Genomic DNA, 15,839 nt, shown 5'->3' with positions numbered 1-15,839 from the left:
AAGCTCCCTCGCCACAAAAAGCACTCGATCCGCAGGAAATAGCGCGTTGATCCTCGCCACCAATCGGGCCCCATCCTGCTGATCCTCCCGCAACCCCAACGACCGACTCATCGCTTGCCCACTCCATACCAATCCAGTTTCCGGGTCAGCACCATCACCGTACCCAGCAACCCGAACAGCAGCAGCGAGCCCATCAACAACGCGTAATCCTCCGCACTCAGCAACCCGTACAACAGCCCGTACAACGCCGCCAATCCCGCCGAAAACCCCAGCCCATGAGCAACGCTGCGCAGCACATGGCACACGTAAAACCCGATCAGCAGCACACAGGCACTGGCCGACACCAGGTACGCCAACGCAAAGCCGATATGCTCGGACAATGACAACAGCAGCAGGTAGAAAAACGCCAGGGCAACCCCCACCAACGCGTACTGGATCGGGTGCACCGCCAGGCTCTTGAGCACCTCGAACAGGAAGAAGCCGGCAAACGTCAGGGCGATAAACAGCAGCGCATATTTGATCGCCCGGTCGCTCTTGAGGTACTGGTCCACCGGGTCGATAAAACTCACGCCGAAGCTGCGTCCATTGAAGTCGTCGCACCCGCGCTCCGTCAGGCAACCGGCAAGGGCTTCTTCCAGGTTGGTGGAGAAGAACGTGGTCTGCCAACTGGCGGTAAAGCCTTGGGCGGTGACCTCACGCTGGGCCGGCAGGAAGTTGCCGATAAAACTTGGATGCGGCCAGTTGGAGGCCAGCTTGACCTGGCTGGTCTTGCCCACCGGCACCACTTGCAACTGCTCGGTGCCTTGCAGGCGCAGGTCGAAGGCGAAGTCCAGGGGTGCGGGTTTCTTGCTGTCCTGCTCGGGCAACATCACGTGAACGCCCTCCCCCAGCCATGCCACTTGGGTGCCCGGCGAAAACACCAGTTGCTGGCTGCCCAGTTCCAGCTTCAGCGCATTTTCAATGCCGCGAATGTCGCTGATACCCACCGCCAGATACGCCGGGTCAAAGCGGTAATCGGCAAAGTTTTCCTTGATGCCCCATTGCTCCGGCAACACAAACCGCCCGCTGATACGGCTGTCGGCGTGGAACAGCCGCGCCTGGTAGATGCCCCGGGCGCGCACTTCGGTTTGCACCTGGCCGTCGAGGGCAAACTGCTCCGGCAGGAAATACAGACGACCGCGCACCTCACGGGTTTCTTCGTAGCGTTCGTTGAGCTTTTCATTGAGCTTCCACTCCCGGACGGTCTTGCGATACGGCACCACCAACACCGGCCCACTGAGGCGCTGGCTGTAACTGGAACTGCGGGCGATGTCCTGCAACACGTCGTCGCGCAGTTGCTGACGGTCGGTAATCACCCCGTGGATCATCAGCAACGGAATCAACAGCAGCACGATCAGCAGCGCGATGGCGCCCAGTTTGAAAAGCAGATTGCGGTTCATGAAGCTCTCCCTGTTTTGATGGGGGAGAGTCTGGCGGGCGCTTAAGGGGGATTTATGAAGGGAATGTGGAGACTGTGTGGAGATGCAGTCTGACCTGCACACCGCCCGGCACGTTGCCGATCTGCAATGAGCCGCCGTGCAGCTTCATCACTTCCTCGACAAAGTTCAGCCCAAGGCCAGTGCTCTTGCGCCCGCTGGCCGGGCGCGGCAGCGAATAGAAGCGCTCGCTGAGGCGCGGCAAGGCGTACTCGGGAATCGGCTCGGCCTGGTTGAACAGGCTGAATTCGACGCCGTCATTCAAGGCCTTGGCGCTGAACCGCAATGTGCCGCCAGGCGGAGTGAAATCCAAGGCATTTTCCAGCAGGTTGCCCAGGGCCTGGCGCAAAAGGAACGGCTCGCCGTACACCTGCACCTCTGCGGCAATCGACTGCTCGACCTGCAACCTGTTGCCTTCGATACGCGCGCACTGAGCCTTGAGCACTTCGTCCACCAGCGCTGCAAGGGACATGCTGCTTTGGTCTTCGAGGCCCTGGCGCTGCTCCACCTGTGCCAGGTTCAGCAGGCGTTCGATCAACTGCTGCAAGCGCGCACTTTCACTGTCGATATTGCCCACGAAACGCTGCTGCTGGTCACGGGTCATGTCGCCCTGCAACAGCTCCGCCGCGCCGCGAATCGCCGCCAGCGGGCTTTTCAATTCGTGGGTCAGGGTGTGCACATACCGTTCGACATACGCCTTGCCTTCCAGCTGGGTGCGCATGTGTTCCACGGCGGTAGACAACTGCTCCAGCTCGCCGCCGCGATAGTGCGGCAACTCGGCACGCCGGCCTTCGCTGACCGCCTGGGCATACGCCGTGAGCCGGCGCAGCGCAACACTCAACCACCACGACAACAGCGCACCAAACAGCAGGCCCAGGCCCACCAGCCCGGCGCCGTACCACAGCAGCCGGTCTTCGGTGCGGTCCACATACGGTTGCAGCGAACTGTTGGGCTTGGCCACGGTGACCACGCCGATGATCTGGCCGTTGTCGCGGATCGGCGCGCCCACGTGCATCACCGACGAGGCCGGGTCATCCAGTTCGCTGCGGGTGGAGCGCGCACCGTATTCACCGCGCAGGGTCAGGTACACGTCGTTCCATTTCGAGTAGTCCTCGCCCACGGCTTCGCCGGTGGAATCCAGCAGCACGATGCCCTTGGCGTCGGTGACGTAGATGCGGTGGTTGACCTGGTTTTTCGGCAGGCCCCAGATGTTGGCGCCAGGCTGGCGTTCGCCGTACGCCTTGAGCAATTCGGGCCAGTGGCTCTGGCCGAGGGTGCCGTTCTTCACATCATCGCGCAGGATTTCTGCCAGCAGGTTGGCGGTGTCCACCAGGGTTTCTTCGGTGGACTGGCGCACGCCGGGGCGGATTTCCTTCATTACAGTGCTGAGCACGAAGTAGCCGGTCAGGCCGATAAACAGCGCGTACACCAGGAAGAACCGGATCCCCAGGCGCATCAGCTGTTGCCTGGGCTGTAGCTGTAGCCGAGGCCGCGATGGGTCTGGATCGGCTCGGCGTCGGGGGCTACGGTGCGCAATTTGCCACGGACGCTTTTGATGTGGCTGTCGATGTTTCGCTCATAGCCCGCGTCGGCGGCCACGCCCACGGCGTCCAACAATTGTTCGCGGCTGAACACCCGCTCGGGTTGCTCCAGCAGGCTTTGCAGCAGGCGAAATTCATGGCGCGTAAGGCTCAGGGCCTGGCCGCGATAACTGATCTGCATGCGCTCCAGGTCCACCTGAAACACGGCCGGAGCCGCACCGGGGCCCACACGCTTGAGGATCGCCCGCACCCGCGCCGCCACTTCACGCGGGCTGAACGGCTTGACCACATAGTCGTCGGCGCCGATCTCCAGGCCCACCACACGGTCGATCTCGCCATCCCGGGCGCTGAGGAACATCACCGGCACTTCGCTGAAGCGCCGCAGTTGCTTGCAGGTTTCAAAGCCGGTGATGTCCGGCAGGCCGATGTCGAGGATGATCAGGTCCGCCGGGGTTTGCCGCTGATGGGCCAGCGCCGCCTGGCCGAGGCTCAGCCAGGTGGTGGTGAAGCCCTCGCCTTGCAGGGCGAAAATCAGCGTGTCGGCGATGGCCGCTTCGTCTTCGACAATCAGGATGTGCGGCATGGTCTCAATCAGCAGTCCGGTTTGTCGGCAGTGTAGCGACGTGCCGGGTTTACCGCAGCGCCAAATTCACGCAGGGCCTTGGCGCCGATCAGCAGCGGGTAGTTGAAGCTGCTGCGGTCGGTGAGGTTGACCTCGACGGTGCGCTTGACGTTGCCCAGGCACATTTCCAGGTCGATCACCGGGCGCTTGGCCACGGTGGCTTCGTCCTTGTCGTCATCTTCGTCGGCGCGGCTTTTGATTTTGCTGATGCGCGAGACCTTGTGCTCATACACCTTGTTGGTGGCGTCCTTGCCGCCGAGGCGGAAGCGTACCCAGTCGTCGCCGTCACGGGTGAAGGTCTCGATGTCCCGGGCCGACAGCGAGGCGGTCAGCGCGCCGGTGTCCATCTTGGCCTTGAAGGTCTCGCCGATTTCCGGCAATTGAATGTATTCGTAGCGACCGTACAGGGTCGGCTCGGCAGCCATGACAGGCAAGGCTACAAGCGTTAGCAGGGCAAGGATGGATTTCACGTAGGAGGTTTCCTTGAAATAAGTGGGCGAATTCTAGACCGCAAAACCGCTGCTTAGTTGGGCGCCTAAGCATACCGGGCCTTAAGTGAAACATTCATCATCACATCTGCGATTTGGCCTCTAGACCCAAGCTGCTTATTATGGCGGGCCAAAAATGATTCCAAGAGTTACTTATGCGCCGCCTGCTCACCGGCTGTTTCGTCACATGCCTGCTATTGCTCAACACCCTGGTGCTGTTCGGGCCGTTGATGGTGTTTGCCCTGCTCAAGCTGGTGGCCCCTGGCCGGTTTCGCGACTATGCCTCCTGGGCGGTGATGTGGATCGCGGAAACCTGGGCCGAGATCGACAAGCTGATCTTCGCCCTGTGCATTCCCACCCAATGGGACATTCGCGGCGGTGACGACCTGCGGGGCGACACTTCTTATCTGGTGATCAGCAACCACCAATCCTGGGTCGACATCCCGGCGCTGATCCAGACCCTCAACCGGCGCACGCCGTTCTTCAAATTCTTCCTGAAAAAGGAGCTGATCTGGGTACCCTTCCTGGGCCTGGCGTGGTGGGCGCTGGATTACCCGTTCATGAAGCGCTACACCAAGGCGTTCCTGGCCAAACATCCGGAACTGGCGGGCCAGGACCTGAAGATCACCCAAGAGGCCTGCGAGCTGTTCAAGCGCCAGCCGGTCACGGTGGTCAACTACCTGGAAGGTACGCGGTTCACTCAGGCCAAGCGCAAACAGCAGGACTCACCCTACGAGCGCCTGCTCAAACCCAAGGCCGGCGGCGTGGCGTTCGTGTTGGCCGCAATGGGCGAACAGCTGGACGCGGTGCTCGACGTCACCGTGGTTTATCCACAGGAAAAGATTCCCGGCTTCTGGGACTTGATCAGCGGCGCGGTGCCGAAAGTGATCGTGGATATCCGCACCCGAGAGCTGGACCCGGCATTGTGGCAGGGGGATTACGAGAACGATCCGGCGTTTCGCCAGACCGTCCAGAACTGGGTCAACCAGCTCTGGAGAGAGAAGGATGCGCGCATCGAACAACTGCGCGCAGAGCGACCTTAGCCGCCTGTGCCCCAGGCCGAGGCCAGCTTGCCCAGCACCGATTCGCTGGCGCCCTGGCCGCCCAGGTATTTCAGGATGACCGGCGCAAACTGGCCAACCATCCCACTGTCCATGCCCAGCGCGCTGAACGCAGTGTTCAGGTCGTTGGTGTTCTTCACGTTACCCAACACGCCGTCCAGGCCCGAAGTCTTGCTGCCGCCGCTCTGGCCGAGCATGCCGCTGAGGGCGCCGAGGCTGCCCAGGGAATTGCTGCCGGAGAGCTGGTCCAGGCCCGGTACGCTTTTGGTCAGTTGCGAGTAATCACCGCCGCCCAATTTATTCTTGGCCAGGCCCAGCATCGCGCCGGTGCCACCGACGGCCTGCTCAGGGGTCACGTTCAGTTGCGAGGTCAGGGCGCCCAGCAGACCGGCGGTCTGTGAGGTGGGCGCAGCTGCTGCCGCCTTGTCGCCACCCTGTGCCCCGGAAACGGCATTGGCCACGTCGCCGAGGCTGAAACCTGCCGCAAACACCGGGCTGGCTGCCACGGTCAACAGGCAGGACAGGGCAAAACCGCGTGAAATCTTCATCAAGACAACCTCTGAAAGTAAGCGCTAAAAGCACGGGTTTGACTGGGTACGCCGAAGGATTGTTCCCTCCCTGCAGATTAGTTCAGAAAACCACTGCATCCGAATCGCCCTGGGCTGCGTATATCCATCACGAGCCGCGCGGAGGTAGATGGAATGAATGCCCAAGCTGGACTAACCTCAGCCTGCCCTCTTTACCGTGCGCCGTCCCATCGCCCTGTTGCAAGTGCCTGGAGAAGCCCCATTTCGACCCACGATGCAGATCAGCTACGGCAATTGCTGGCCCAGTGTTCTTTGGGTAACCGCCAGGCGTTCGAAACCCTCTATCGCAGTGTTTCCCCGCGTTTGCACGGTGTTGCCCTGCGGTTCATGGGCCGCCAGGACCTGGCCGAGGACGTGTTGCAAGAGAGCTTCGTACGCATCTGGTTCAACGCCTCCCGGTATGAAGCCCACTTGTCAGCGCCGCTGACCTGGATGATCAACATCACCCGCAACCTGGCCATCGATCAGTTGCGCAAACACCGCGAACAGCCCCTGGGCGAAGGCCAGGAGGAGGCCATGGCCGACGAAAGCCCCAGCGCCCATGAACTGCTCGACAGCGAGCGTGAAGCCCACGCCCTGAACCGTTGCCTGGACAGCCTAGAAGGCATGCAGCGCCAATCGATCACCGTGGCTTACTTCCAGGGCTTGTCCTGCTCGGAACTGGCCGACCACCTGGCCGCGCCCCTGGGCTCGGTCAAATCCTGGATTCGCCGCGGCATGGAGCGCTTGCGCAGGTGCCTTGAATCATGAACTACCAGACCACCTCACTGCGCCGCGCCCTCGCGGCGGATTACGCCATCGGGCTGATGCCTGCCACCGCTCGTCGACGTTTTGAACAGCTGTTGCTGGACGATGCAGCGTTGCGGGTCGAACTGGGCCATTGGCAGGACGCCCTCGCCAGCCTCACCGGGCCACTGCCCGAGCGGCCGGTGCCCGACCATGTGTGGGAAGGGATCAAGGCACGCATTGAGCCGCAAGTGCTGCACATGCCGGCGAAGAAACCGTTCTGGATGAACCTGCGGTTGCTGGCGGCGGTGTGCGGGCTAGTGATCGCGGTGTTGGTGGGGGTGTTGTACCAGCGCGATCTTGGGGTGGAATACAACGCTACGCTGGTGGCGGCTGACCAGCAGCCGGCGCTGAAGATCCAGGCGTACGCGGACCATCTGCAGGTTGAACCGCTGGCGCTGGCAGCGGTGGAACCGGCCCGGGCTCTTGAGCTGTGGGCGATTCCGGCGGGCGGCAAGCCGATCTCGCTGGGGCTGGTGCCGGTGTCGGGTAAAGGGCGGATTCAGTTGAGCAAGGCACAGCAGGCGCTGCTGACGGCACCGTTGACGTTGGCGGTGAGTCTTGAGCCGCAGGGTGGTTCGCCGACCGGACAACCTACCGGGCCAGTGCTGTATCAGGGCCAATTGGCATCACTTTGATCCGAGGTACCTGACGATGGGTGAGGAACCGATCGCCATTATCTGGGTCGATGAAAGACTACAAAACATGTCAGGAAGAGCCTAATGACCGCGATCAACCCCCAAGTGATTGAGCACAAGCCTTCATTCTGGAACCGCCCACGCCTGTTCATCGGCGCCTGTTTGGTGGTAGTCGCCGGCGTCGGCGGCGCCCTCTACACCCAGGACAGCGTCAAGGCTGCCGCGCTGCTGGTGAACACTACCCAGCAACCGGCCACGCAAATCGTGGCCCACAAGGATTACCTCGAAGTGCAGCCGATTGCCGCAACGGCACCCGCCCCGGACCAAAGCCTGGAGCTGTGGGCTGTCCCGGCTGACGGTACGCCGGTGTCACTCGGCCTGTTGCCTGAAGACGGCAAAGGCATTATTGGCATCAACCCGCGCCAGCAGGCGTCGATCAGCAAACCGGTGACGCTGATGGTCAGTTCGGAAACCAAGGGCGGCTCGGTGAGCAAGCAGCCTACGGGGCCGACGGTGTATCAGGGGGCTTTGGCGATTCGCTGATTCACCCGGCAAATCAGCAACGCAAAAAAGGCGGCCCCCAGGTCGCCTTTTTGTCGTCTGGCACACCGCCTTCGCGAGCAAGCCCCACATTTGATCTTCATGGTGCGCAAGATTGTGTTCGGCCGGCGGCTGCAGGAGTAGGCATACGCCGACACTTAAGTAGTCCATTTCCGAAACACTGAAAACGTCCCAGCACGCGTCTTACCCCGCCTGCAGCGCTTTCTTATAGTCGTGCGCCTCAGTCACTTGGAGGTGCACGCAATGCAGGGACCTTACGCATTTATCAATGATCGATCACAGCCTTATCCGCTACTGAAACAACGCCTCTCGCTTAATCCTCACGTTCAAACCAAGTTCGACATCCTCAACCAACATATCCGCAACACCGTGGTGTTACCTGGGCAACTGGTGATTATCGGTGACAGCCGTACGGCTTCTTGTACCGTCGAAGAAGCGCGGTTGATGAGTTCCGCGCAGAACATAAAACATGCCCTGTTGGCACACTCCGCAACTGATCAATTCCTGATCAAAAATTACGATCAGTTGCAGGAAATCATGGCCTACGCTTCCATCGGCGTCGGGAGTGCCACCAGCGCGTGGAGCAAACACCTGGAAGGAATCGAAAAGACTCTTCAGGAAATCGAAGGTCTGCATAAGCAGTACTTGAGCAAGGGCACTGTGGCCGCAAGGGATGAGTTCGTGGTTAAACGAAGAACCTTATTCTCCCGGCTCGAGAGTCAACTCCACGGCATGGCACGCTTCGGGAGCGGATTGAGAAATGAAGGATCCATCAAGAAAATGTTGGGTATCTCCAGCAAAAGCTATTGGCATCATGGAGAAATTCGCGGGTATGAGGAGGCGGTCAAGCGAGTAGCCAAGGCTTCGCAGATATTGAAAAAGGGGACCTATATTGGTATCGCGCTGGATGTTGGGGCGACAGCACTGGAGATAACGGAGGCGTGCTCCACGGGCCGCGAGCAAGCGTGTACGCAAGCGAAGTATGTTGAAGGTGGCAAGTTGGTGATTGGAGTGGGTGGCGCATCTGCGGGCGGGACACTTGGAGCAGCTGGCGGTGTCGGCGCCTGCGCGATTATTTTTGGTATACCTACGGCTGGCGCCGGTGCTTTGGCATGCGCCATCATCGGTGGTGCAGCAGGTGGACTCGCCTTGGGCAAGCTTGGAAGCAATGCTGGAGAATGGGTGGGTAAAGTTCTCTATCAGGCAGTGGTGGATTGAATGTACTTGGAATACTTTGCGGTGGGCTCATGCGCCCTCCTGCTGCTCAGCTTCCCGATCGTCTTTTCTGCCATGTACAAAAAGCTCGATGCCGCTGAGCGCTATATGCAATACAGCACCTTTATAGTCGGATACAGGTACACGTTTCGTCATAGCCACTTTGAAGGAAGGCCGCAACGCGTATTCGCTATGGCGACCGTTATTCTCATTCCGAGAATAATTCAACGCAGGGGTATGGTACTGGTTGAGGACGTTGAACAAATACCACGGCACCTCAAGTATTGGATGGTCATACCAACACTCGTTACCTGCCTCTCGCTTATAGGTATCACCATCACCGGGTTTCTTATAGAAAACTGAAATTTTATATAACAAGGACGACCCCAGGGTCGCCCTTATCTATCGCCTACGCCGCGCTGAACAACTTATGCGGATCGATCACAAACTTCTTCGGCACACCCGCATCGAACTCGCCGTAGCCACGTGGCGCGTCATCCAGGCTGATGACTTCCACACCGACGATATCGGCAATGTTGATGCGGTCCCACATGATCGCCTGCATCAACTGGCGGTTGTACTTCATCACCGGGGTTTGCCCGGTGTGGAAGCTGTGGGATTTGGCCCAGCCCAGGCCGAAACGAATGCTCAGGCTGCCCATTTTTGCAGCGGCGTCCACGGCGCCCGGATCTTCGGTCACGTACAGGCCCGGAATGCCGATTTTGCCGGCCACCCGCACCACGCCCATCAACGAGTTGAGCACAGTGGCCGGGGCCTCCGCCTTGGCACCTTCATGGCCATGGCCGCGAGCTTCGAAACCAACGGCATCGACGGCGCAATCCACTTCGGGCTCGCCCAGCAACGCAGCGATCTGCTCATGCAGCGGCGTGTCTTTCGACAGGTCGGCAATTTCAAAACCCTGGGCCTTGGCGTGGGCCAGGCGGATCGGGTTGACGTCACCAATGATCACCACTGCGGCGCCCAGTAGGCGAGCGGAAGCAGCAGCCGCCAGGCCCACCGGACCGGCACCGGCAATGTAGACGGTGCTGCCCGGGCCAACGCCCGCGGTGACTGCACCGTGGTAGCCGGTAGGCAGAATGTCGGAGAGGCAGGTCAGGTCACGGATTTTCTCCATGGCCTTGTCGCGGTTCGGCAGCTTCAGCAGGTTGAAGTCGGCGTAAGGCACCAGCACGTATTCGGCCTGGCCACCGGTCCAGTCGCCCATGTCGACATAGCCGTAGGCGCCACCGGCACGGGCCGGGTTGACCGTCAGGCACACACCGGTGTGCTGCTCTTTACAGGAACGGCAACGGCCGCACGCCACGTTGAACGGCACGGACACCAGGTCGCCGATCTTCAGGTTCTCGACGTCGCTGCCCTTCTCGATCACTTCGCCGGTGATTTCATGCCCCAGGACCAGGCCGGTCTGGGCGGTGGTACGGCCGCGCACCATGTGTTGGTCGGAGCCGCAGATGTTGGTGGAGACCACGCGCAGGATGACGCCGTGTTCGATCTTCCTGCCACGGGGGTCCTGCATTTTGGGATAGTCGATTTTCTGTACTTCGACCTTGCCGTTGCCGAGATACACGACACCACGATTACCAGACATGCTTTCACCTCGCTGTTGTTTTTATGGAACCGCGTTGCCCAGGCAGGCAGCGCGTTTAAGTGCTCGGGTACAGATGCTGCTTTTGCGTTGTTAGTAATGGCCTCATCGCGGGCAAGCCCGGCTCCCACATGTTGATTTGTGAACACATTCAACTGTGGGAGCTGGCTTGCCTGCGATAGCAATCTAAAGAACGACCGTGCGATTGGCGTTCAAGAACACCCGCCGCTCAATGTGATACCCCACCGCCCGGGCCAGGGTCAGGCCTTCGATATCCCGCCCCTTGGCAATCAAGTCTTCCGGGTAGTGACTATGGTCCACCACCTCCACACCCTGGGCGATGATCGGACCTTCGTCCAGGTCGTTGTTGATGTAATGCGCGGTGGCGCCCACCAGTTTCACGCCCTTGTTGTACGCCTGGTGATACGGCTTGGCGCCCTTGAAACCGGGCAACAGGGAGTGGTGAATGTTGATGGCCTTCCCGTCGAGCTTGCGGCACAGCTCCGGCGACAGCACTTGCATGTAGCGCGCAAGGATCACCAGTTCGGCGCCCGACTCTTCGATCACCTGCCACACCTGGCGCTCCTGGGACGGTTTGTCGTTGGGGTCCAGGGGAAAATGGTAGTAGGGAATCTGGTGCCAGTCGGCCAAAGGCTTGAGGTCGGGGTGGTTGGAGACCACGGCAACCACGTCCATCGACAGTTGGCCGATGCGTTGGCGGTAGAGCAAATCGTTGAGGCAGTGGTCGGCCTTGGAGACCATGATCACCACTTTCGGCCGGTAGTTCGGCGCGGTCAGTTCGAAGATCATGCCGAACGCTTCGCCGCGGGTGGCCAGGCCGTCGCGGAAAGCTTGTTCGTCGAAACCGTCGGGCTGGCGGAACTCCACGCGGATGAAGAACCGGCCCGAAAGCCGGTCATCGAAGGAGTGGTGCTCAGTGACGTAGCAGCCCTGCTCGAACAGATAGCGGGTCACCGCGTCCACCGTGCCGAGCACGCTGGGGCAGTCGGCGGTCAAAATCCATGTGTCGGGTACGCGGCTCATTGCGGGTAACTCCTCAAACAACTTCAGGCAACGCGCGCTCTGTAGGAGCCCGGCTTGCCGGCGATGACGATCTCACCGATGCCATTGCCGGCAAGCCGGGCTCCTACAGGGTAAGCGTCATATCAGGCTTCGACGGCCAGGCCATACTCAGCCGCCGCATCCTGCAACCACAGCCACCAGTAATCCGAGAAGCTGCGACGAATCACCAGCTCCCAGGTGTCTTGCGCGGTATGGCGAATCACCAGTTGCGACTTGGCGAACACCGTGCCGATGGCCTTGCCCACCGGGAAGCTGTCGGGGTGCACGTCGTAGCTGGTGGACTTCATCAGCACATCCCGCACGTTCGGGCCGCTGAGTTCCAGAATCTGCTGGCCGCCGCTGACGTTGACGATCTGGATATGCAACTCACCCAGCGCCTCGCGCAAGCTTTTCTCGGCGGCAAATTCTTCACCGCTCGGCACCACCAGCAGCCACTCATCCGGGCCAAGCCATTGCAGGCTGGTTTCGCCCTTGACGATGACGGTCAACGCGCCGGGCAATTCGATGCCCAGGGCCTTGTGCACGCCGGCCGCAAAGGCAGCGTCATGGCCGTCGCCACGAAGGGTCAGGTGGCCGAGGAGTTTCTTTTCACGCACGGTCACACCGGCATTCTTGCGGCCCTTGCCTACCAGGCTGGCGAGGTCGGCATGGTGCAGCGACGACTCGGCCTTGGCTCCGGAGGTGGGGCGTTGTTGGTAAACATTGGCTGCTGTCATAAAGCACCTGTTTGAATTCTGTAGGTCTTGCAGTGACTGTTCTGGCCTCATCGCGGGCAAGCCCGGCTCCCACATTTTTGAATTGTGAACACTTTCAAATGTGGGAGCTGGCTTGCCTGCGATGCAGGCGACTCGGTCGGTCAGATGTTCTGGCGTTCGCCTTTCGGGTCAAAGAACACCGAAGACACAATCTCCGCCTCGATCACGCTGCCATCCGCCAACGGTGCAAACACCCGCTCGCCGATGCGCTTCAAGCCGCCCTTCACCACGCCCATGGCAAACGAATAACCCAGGGAGTTATGGGCATAACTTGAAGTGACGTGGCCGACCATCTTCATCGGGATCGTCTGCTTGGTGTCGGACACCAACTGCGCGCCTTCCGGCAGCCACACGTTCGGGTCAATTGGCTTCAGGCCCACCAGTTGCTTGCGGTCTTCACGCACGCAATCTTCGCGATTCATCCCGCGCCAGCCGATCCACGAGAACGGTTTGGTGCGGCCTACACACCAACCCATGTTCAGGTCGTCCGGGGTCATCGAGCCGTCGGTGTCCTGGCCGACGATGATGAAACCCTTCTCGGCCCGCAGCACGTGCATGGTCTCGGTGCCGTATGGCGTCAGGTTGTATTGCTTGCCGGCCTCGACGATTTTCTCGAGCACGCCCATGGCGTAGTCGGCCTGCACGTTGACTTCGTACGACAGCTCACCGGTAAACGAAATCCGGAACACCCGCGCCGGCACGCCGCCCACCAAACCTTCTTTCCAGGTCATGAACGGGAAGCCGTCCTTGTCCAGGTCGATGTCAGTGACTTCGCTCAGCAGCTTGCGGCTGTTGGGGCCGGACAGGGTCATGGTCGCCCAGTGGTCGGTGACCGAGGTGAAGTACACCTTGAGGTCTGGCCACTCGGTCTGCTGGTAGATTTCCAGCCATTGCAGCACGCGCGCGGCGCCGCCGGTGGTGGTGGTCATCAGGAAGTGGTTGTCGGCGAGGCAGGCAGTTACGCCGTCGTCGAAGACCATGCCGTCTTCCTTGCACATCAGGCCGTAGCGGGCCTTGCCCACGTCGAGCTTGGTCCAGGCGTTGCTGTAGATGCGGTTGAGGAACTCGCGGGCATCCGGGCCCTGGATGTCGATCTTGCCGAGGGTAGACGCGTCCAGCAGGCCGACGCTGTCGCGCACCGCCAGGCATTCGCGTTTCACCGCGGCGTGCAGGTCTTCACCGTTGCGCGGGAAGTACCAAGGGCGTTTCCATTGGCCGACGTCTTCAAACTCGGCGCCGTTTTTCACGTGCCAGGCTTGCAGCGCGGTGTAGCGCACCGGCTCGAAGATGTGCCCACAGTGGCGGCCCGCTACTGCGCCGAAGGTCACCGGCGTGTAGTTGGGACGGAACATGGTGGTGCCCATCTGCGGGATGGTCACGTTCAGCGAACGGGCCGCAATGGCCAGGCCGTTGACGTTGCCGAGCTTGCCCTGGTCGGTGCCGAAGCCCAGTGCGGTGTAGCGTTTGACGTGCTCCACCGACTCGAAACCTTCGCGGGTGGCGAGTTCGATGGCGGCGGCGGTGACGTCGTTTTGCAGGTCGACAAATTGCTTCGGCGCTCGTGCAGTGGCTTTTTCGTGAGGCACCTGGAACAGCGCCAGGGTCGGCTCTTCGAGACGGCTCAAGGCTTTTGGCAGCGTACCTTCCACCGGTGCAAAACCGGCTTCGCTGGCCGCGCGCACGCCACCTTCAAAACCGTCTGCCAGGGAGTCGCCCAGACCGTAGACGCCGTTGATCCCACCCACGCACACACGTTTCTGCGGTGCTTCGCCCGGTACAAAACCGAGGATGTCTTCACGCCAGGTCGGCTTGCCGCCCAGGTGCGAGGCCAGGTGAACCACCGGGCTGTAGCCGCCGGAGCTGGCCACCAGGTCGCACTCCAGCCACTCGCCGGGGCTGGTGACTTTGTGGGCTTTTACATCGATGGCCGCCACGCGGGCGCCCGTGACGTGCTTGCTGCCACGGGCTTCGATCACGGCGCTGCCGGTAAGGATGCGAATGCCTTTGGCGCGGGCTTCTTCAACCAGTGCACCCCGTGGGTTGTGGCGGGCATCGGCCACAGCCACCACGGCGAGGCCTGCGTCGAACCAGTCCAGCGCAACGCGGTAGGCGTGATCGTTGTTGGTGGACAGCACCAGCTTCTTGCCCGGCGCTACGCCGTAGCGACGCACGTAAGTCGAGACTGCACCGGCCAGCATGTTGCCCGGCACGTCGTTGTTGCCGTACACCAGCGGACGCTCGCACGCACCGGTGGCCAACACGACACGCTTGGCGCGAATACGGTGGATACGCTGGCGCACCTGGCCGATCGGCGCACGGTCACCGAGGTGATCGGTGAGGCGCTCGTGAATGGTCAGGAAGTTATGGTCGTGGTAACCGTTGACGGTGGCGCGAGGCAGCAGCAGCACGTCCGGCAGGGCCTTGAGTTCCGCGATCACGCTGGCAACCCACTCGGCCGCCGGCTTGCCGTCGAGGCTTTCGCGGGAGTCCAGCAAGGAGCCGCCGAACTCTTCCTGCTCGTCCGCGATGATCACCCGGGCGCCGCTTCGCGCAGCAGCCAGGGCAGCCGACAGGCCGGCAGGGCCAGCGCCCACAATCAGCACGTCGCAATGACGGTTCATGTAGTCGTAGGTGTCCGGGTCGTTCTCGGTCGGCGAGCGGCCTAAACCTGCAGCCTTGCGAATGTACTTCTCGTACGTCATCCAGAACGATTGCGGGTACATGAAGGTTTTGTAGTAGAAACCCGGCGGCATCAGCTTGCCGCCGACCTTGCCGAGAATGCCCATCATGTCGTTGTTCACGCTCGGCCAGCCGTTGGTGCTGGTGGCGACCAGGCCCTGGTACAGCGCCTGTTGCGTGGCGCGCACGTTGGGGATTTGCGTGGCTTCGGTGGCGCCGATCTGCAGCACCGCGTTCGGCTCCTCGCTACCGGCGGCGAAGATGCCGCGCGGGCGGGAATACTTGAAGCTGCGACCGATGATGTCGACGCCGTTGGCCAGCAGTGCAGCGGCCAATGTGTCGCCTTCAAAGCCTTTGTAGCTCTGGCCGTTGAAGCTGAAGGTCAGCACCTTGTTGCGGTCGATGCGGCCACCGTTGGACAGGCGATTGATCTGGCTCATACCTTCTCTCCAGAAGCCTTGGCGGTGAATTGCGGCTTGGTGCCTATCTTGTAGGTTTCAAGAATTTCGTAGGTCACGGTGTCGCGGGTCGCGTTGAAATACTGGCGGCAACCGGCGGCGTGAATCCACAGTTCGTGGTGCAGGCCGCGCGGGTTGTCGCGGAAGAACATGTAGTCGCCCCACTGCTCGTCGGTGCAAGTGTTCGGGTCCAGCGGGCGCGGGATGTGCGCTTGGCCGGACGCGTGGAATTCCTCTTCGGAGCGCAGTTCGCCACAGTGAGGACAGAAGATATGCAACATAGG

Annotated in this window: 16 protein-coding genes; 5 read left to right on the top strand and 11 right to left on the bottom strand. The window is 61.1% G+C overall.

Going from position 1 to position 15,839, the window contains the following annotated elements; translation table 11 throughout:
* Positions 1 to 107: 107 nt before the first annotated feature.
* The 4 genes from creD to rloA2 are packed head-to-tail and all read right to left on the bottom strand — an operon-like array spanning position 108 to position 4,108.
* Entirely contained in the window at positions 108 to 1,439 is a 1,332-nt protein-coding gene (creD, locus tag HX875_RS10955) for a cell envelope integrity protein CreD (RefSeq protein ID WP_177043202.1), read from the bottom strand.
* A gap of 52 nt (positions 1,440 to 1,491) precedes the next feature.
* Positions 1,492 to 2,931 carry a two-component system sensor histidine kinase CreC gene (gene creC / locus HX875_RS10950; protein ID WP_177043201.1) on the bottom strand — a complete coding sequence of 480 codons (1,440 nt, stop codon included), beginning with the start codon at positions 2,929 to 2,931 and terminating at the stop codon, positions 1,492 to 1,494.
* Positions 2,931 to 3,599 (bottom strand): two-component system response regulator CreB, encoded by a 669-nt coding sequence (creB, locus tag HX875_RS10945; protein ID WP_177043200.1) that lies wholly within the window; start codon positions 3,597 to 3,599, stop codon positions 2,931 to 2,933. Before creB ends, creC begins: the two co-directional genes overlap by 1 nt.
* Positions 3,600 to 3,607: 8 nt before the next feature.
* Positions 3,608 to 4,108 (bottom strand): retropepsin-like aspartic peptidase RloA2, encoded by a 501-nt coding sequence (gene rloA2 / locus HX875_RS10940; protein ID WP_003209205.1) that lies wholly within the window; start codon positions 4,106 to 4,108, stop codon positions 3,608 to 3,610.
* Positions 4,109 to 4,281: 173 nt separating this feature from the next.
* Here rloA2 and HX875_RS10935 point away from each other — a divergent pair, with 173 nt between their 5' ends.
* Entirely contained in the window at positions 4,282 to 5,169 is an 888-nt protein-coding gene (locus HX875_RS10935; protein ID WP_177043199.1) for an acyltransferase, read from the top strand.
* Here the strand turns inward: HX875_RS10935 and HX875_RS10930 are convergent.
* Complete coding sequence (locus tag HX875_RS10930) at positions 5,166 to 5,735, bottom strand: DUF2780 domain-containing protein (RefSeq protein WP_177043198.1); 570 nt, start codon at positions 5,733 to 5,735, stop codon at positions 5,166 to 5,168. The genes HX875_RS10935 and HX875_RS10930 overlap by 4 nt on opposite strands.
* A gap of 153 nt (positions 5,736 to 5,888) precedes the next feature.
* Between HX875_RS10930 and HX875_RS10925 the strand changes: the two genes are divergently transcribed.
* The 4 genes from HX875_RS10925 to HX875_RS10910 all read left to right on the top strand — a co-directional run bounded on the left by HX875_RS10925 (position 5,889) and on the right by HX875_RS10910 (position 8,977).
* Complete coding sequence (locus HX875_RS10925) at positions 5,889 to 6,524, top strand: sigma-70 family RNA polymerase sigma factor (RefSeq protein ID WP_256348087.1); 636 nt, start codon at positions 5,889 to 5,891, stop codon at positions 6,522 to 6,524.
* Positions 6,521 to 7,198: an anti-sigma factor gene (locus HX875_RS10920; protein ID WP_177043196.1), complete on the top strand. Its 678-nt coding sequence runs from the start codon at positions 6,521 to 6,523 to the stop codon at positions 7,196 to 7,198. The genes HX875_RS10925 and HX875_RS10920 overlap by 4 nt, the downstream gene beginning before the upstream one ends.
* A gap of 84 nt (positions 7,199 to 7,282) precedes the next feature.
* Entirely contained in the window at positions 7,283 to 7,741 is a 459-nt protein-coding gene (locus HX875_RS10915) for an anti-sigma factor domain-containing protein (RefSeq protein WP_063026662.1), read from the top strand.
* A gap of 261 nt (positions 7,742 to 8,002) precedes the next feature.
* Positions 8,003 to 8,977 carry a hypothetical protein gene (locus HX875_RS10910; protein WP_177043195.1) on the top strand — a complete coding sequence of 325 codons (975 nt, stop codon included), beginning with the start codon at positions 8,003 to 8,005 and terminating at the stop codon, positions 8,975 to 8,977.
* 27 nt (positions 8,978 to 9,004) lie between these two features.
* On the opposite strand, the gene HX875_RS10905 is transcribed toward HX875_RS10910, so the two are convergent.
* The 6 genes from HX875_RS10905 to HX875_RS10880 form a co-directional block, all read right to left on the bottom strand.
* On the bottom strand, positions 9,005 to 9,352 hold the full coding sequence (locus HX875_RS10905; RefSeq protein ID WP_177043194.1) for a hypothetical protein: 348 nt from the start codon (positions 9,350 to 9,352) through the stop codon (positions 9,005 to 9,007).
* A 31-nt stretch (positions 9,353 to 9,383) separates the two neighbouring features.
* Positions 9,384 to 10,583 (bottom strand): formaldehyde dehydrogenase, glutathione-independent, encoded by a 1,200-nt coding sequence (gene fdhA / locus HX875_RS10900; protein ID WP_177043193.1) that lies wholly within the window; start codon positions 10,581 to 10,583, stop codon positions 9,384 to 9,386.
* A gap of 183 nt (positions 10,584 to 10,766) precedes the next feature.
* Complete coding sequence (gene purU, locus HX875_RS10895) at positions 10,767 to 11,624, bottom strand: formyltetrahydrofolate deformylase (protein ID WP_003209192.1); 858 nt, start codon at positions 11,622 to 11,624, stop codon at positions 10,767 to 10,769.
* 122 nt (positions 11,625 to 11,746) lie between these two features.
* Complete coding sequence (locus HX875_RS10890) at positions 11,747 to 12,379, bottom strand: sarcosine oxidase subunit gamma (RefSeq protein ID WP_177043192.1); 633 nt, start codon at positions 12,377 to 12,379, stop codon at positions 11,747 to 11,749.
* 140 nt (positions 12,380 to 12,519) lie between these two features.
* On the bottom strand, positions 12,520 to 15,537 hold the full coding sequence (locus HX875_RS10885; protein ID WP_177043191.1) for a sarcosine oxidase subunit alpha: 3,018 nt from the start codon (positions 15,535 to 15,537) through the stop codon (positions 12,520 to 12,522).
* Positions 15,534 to 15,836 carry a sarcosine oxidase subunit delta gene (locus tag HX875_RS10880; RefSeq protein ID WP_088423301.1) on the bottom strand — a complete coding sequence of 101 codons (303 nt, stop codon included), beginning with the start codon at positions 15,834 to 15,836 and terminating at the stop codon, positions 15,534 to 15,536. The genes HX875_RS10885 and HX875_RS10880 overlap by 4 nt, the downstream gene beginning before the upstream one ends.
* Between the last annotated feature and the right edge of the window lie 3 nt (positions 15,837 to 15,839).

The sequence above is a fragment of the Pseudomonas yamanorum genome (genome assembly GCF_013386765.1).
GTDB lineage: Bacteria > Pseudomonadota > Gammaproteobacteria > Pseudomonadales > Pseudomonadaceae > Aquipseudomonas > Aquipseudomonas yamanorum_A.
This window is presented reverse-complemented; position numbering and strand designations above follow the sequence as displayed.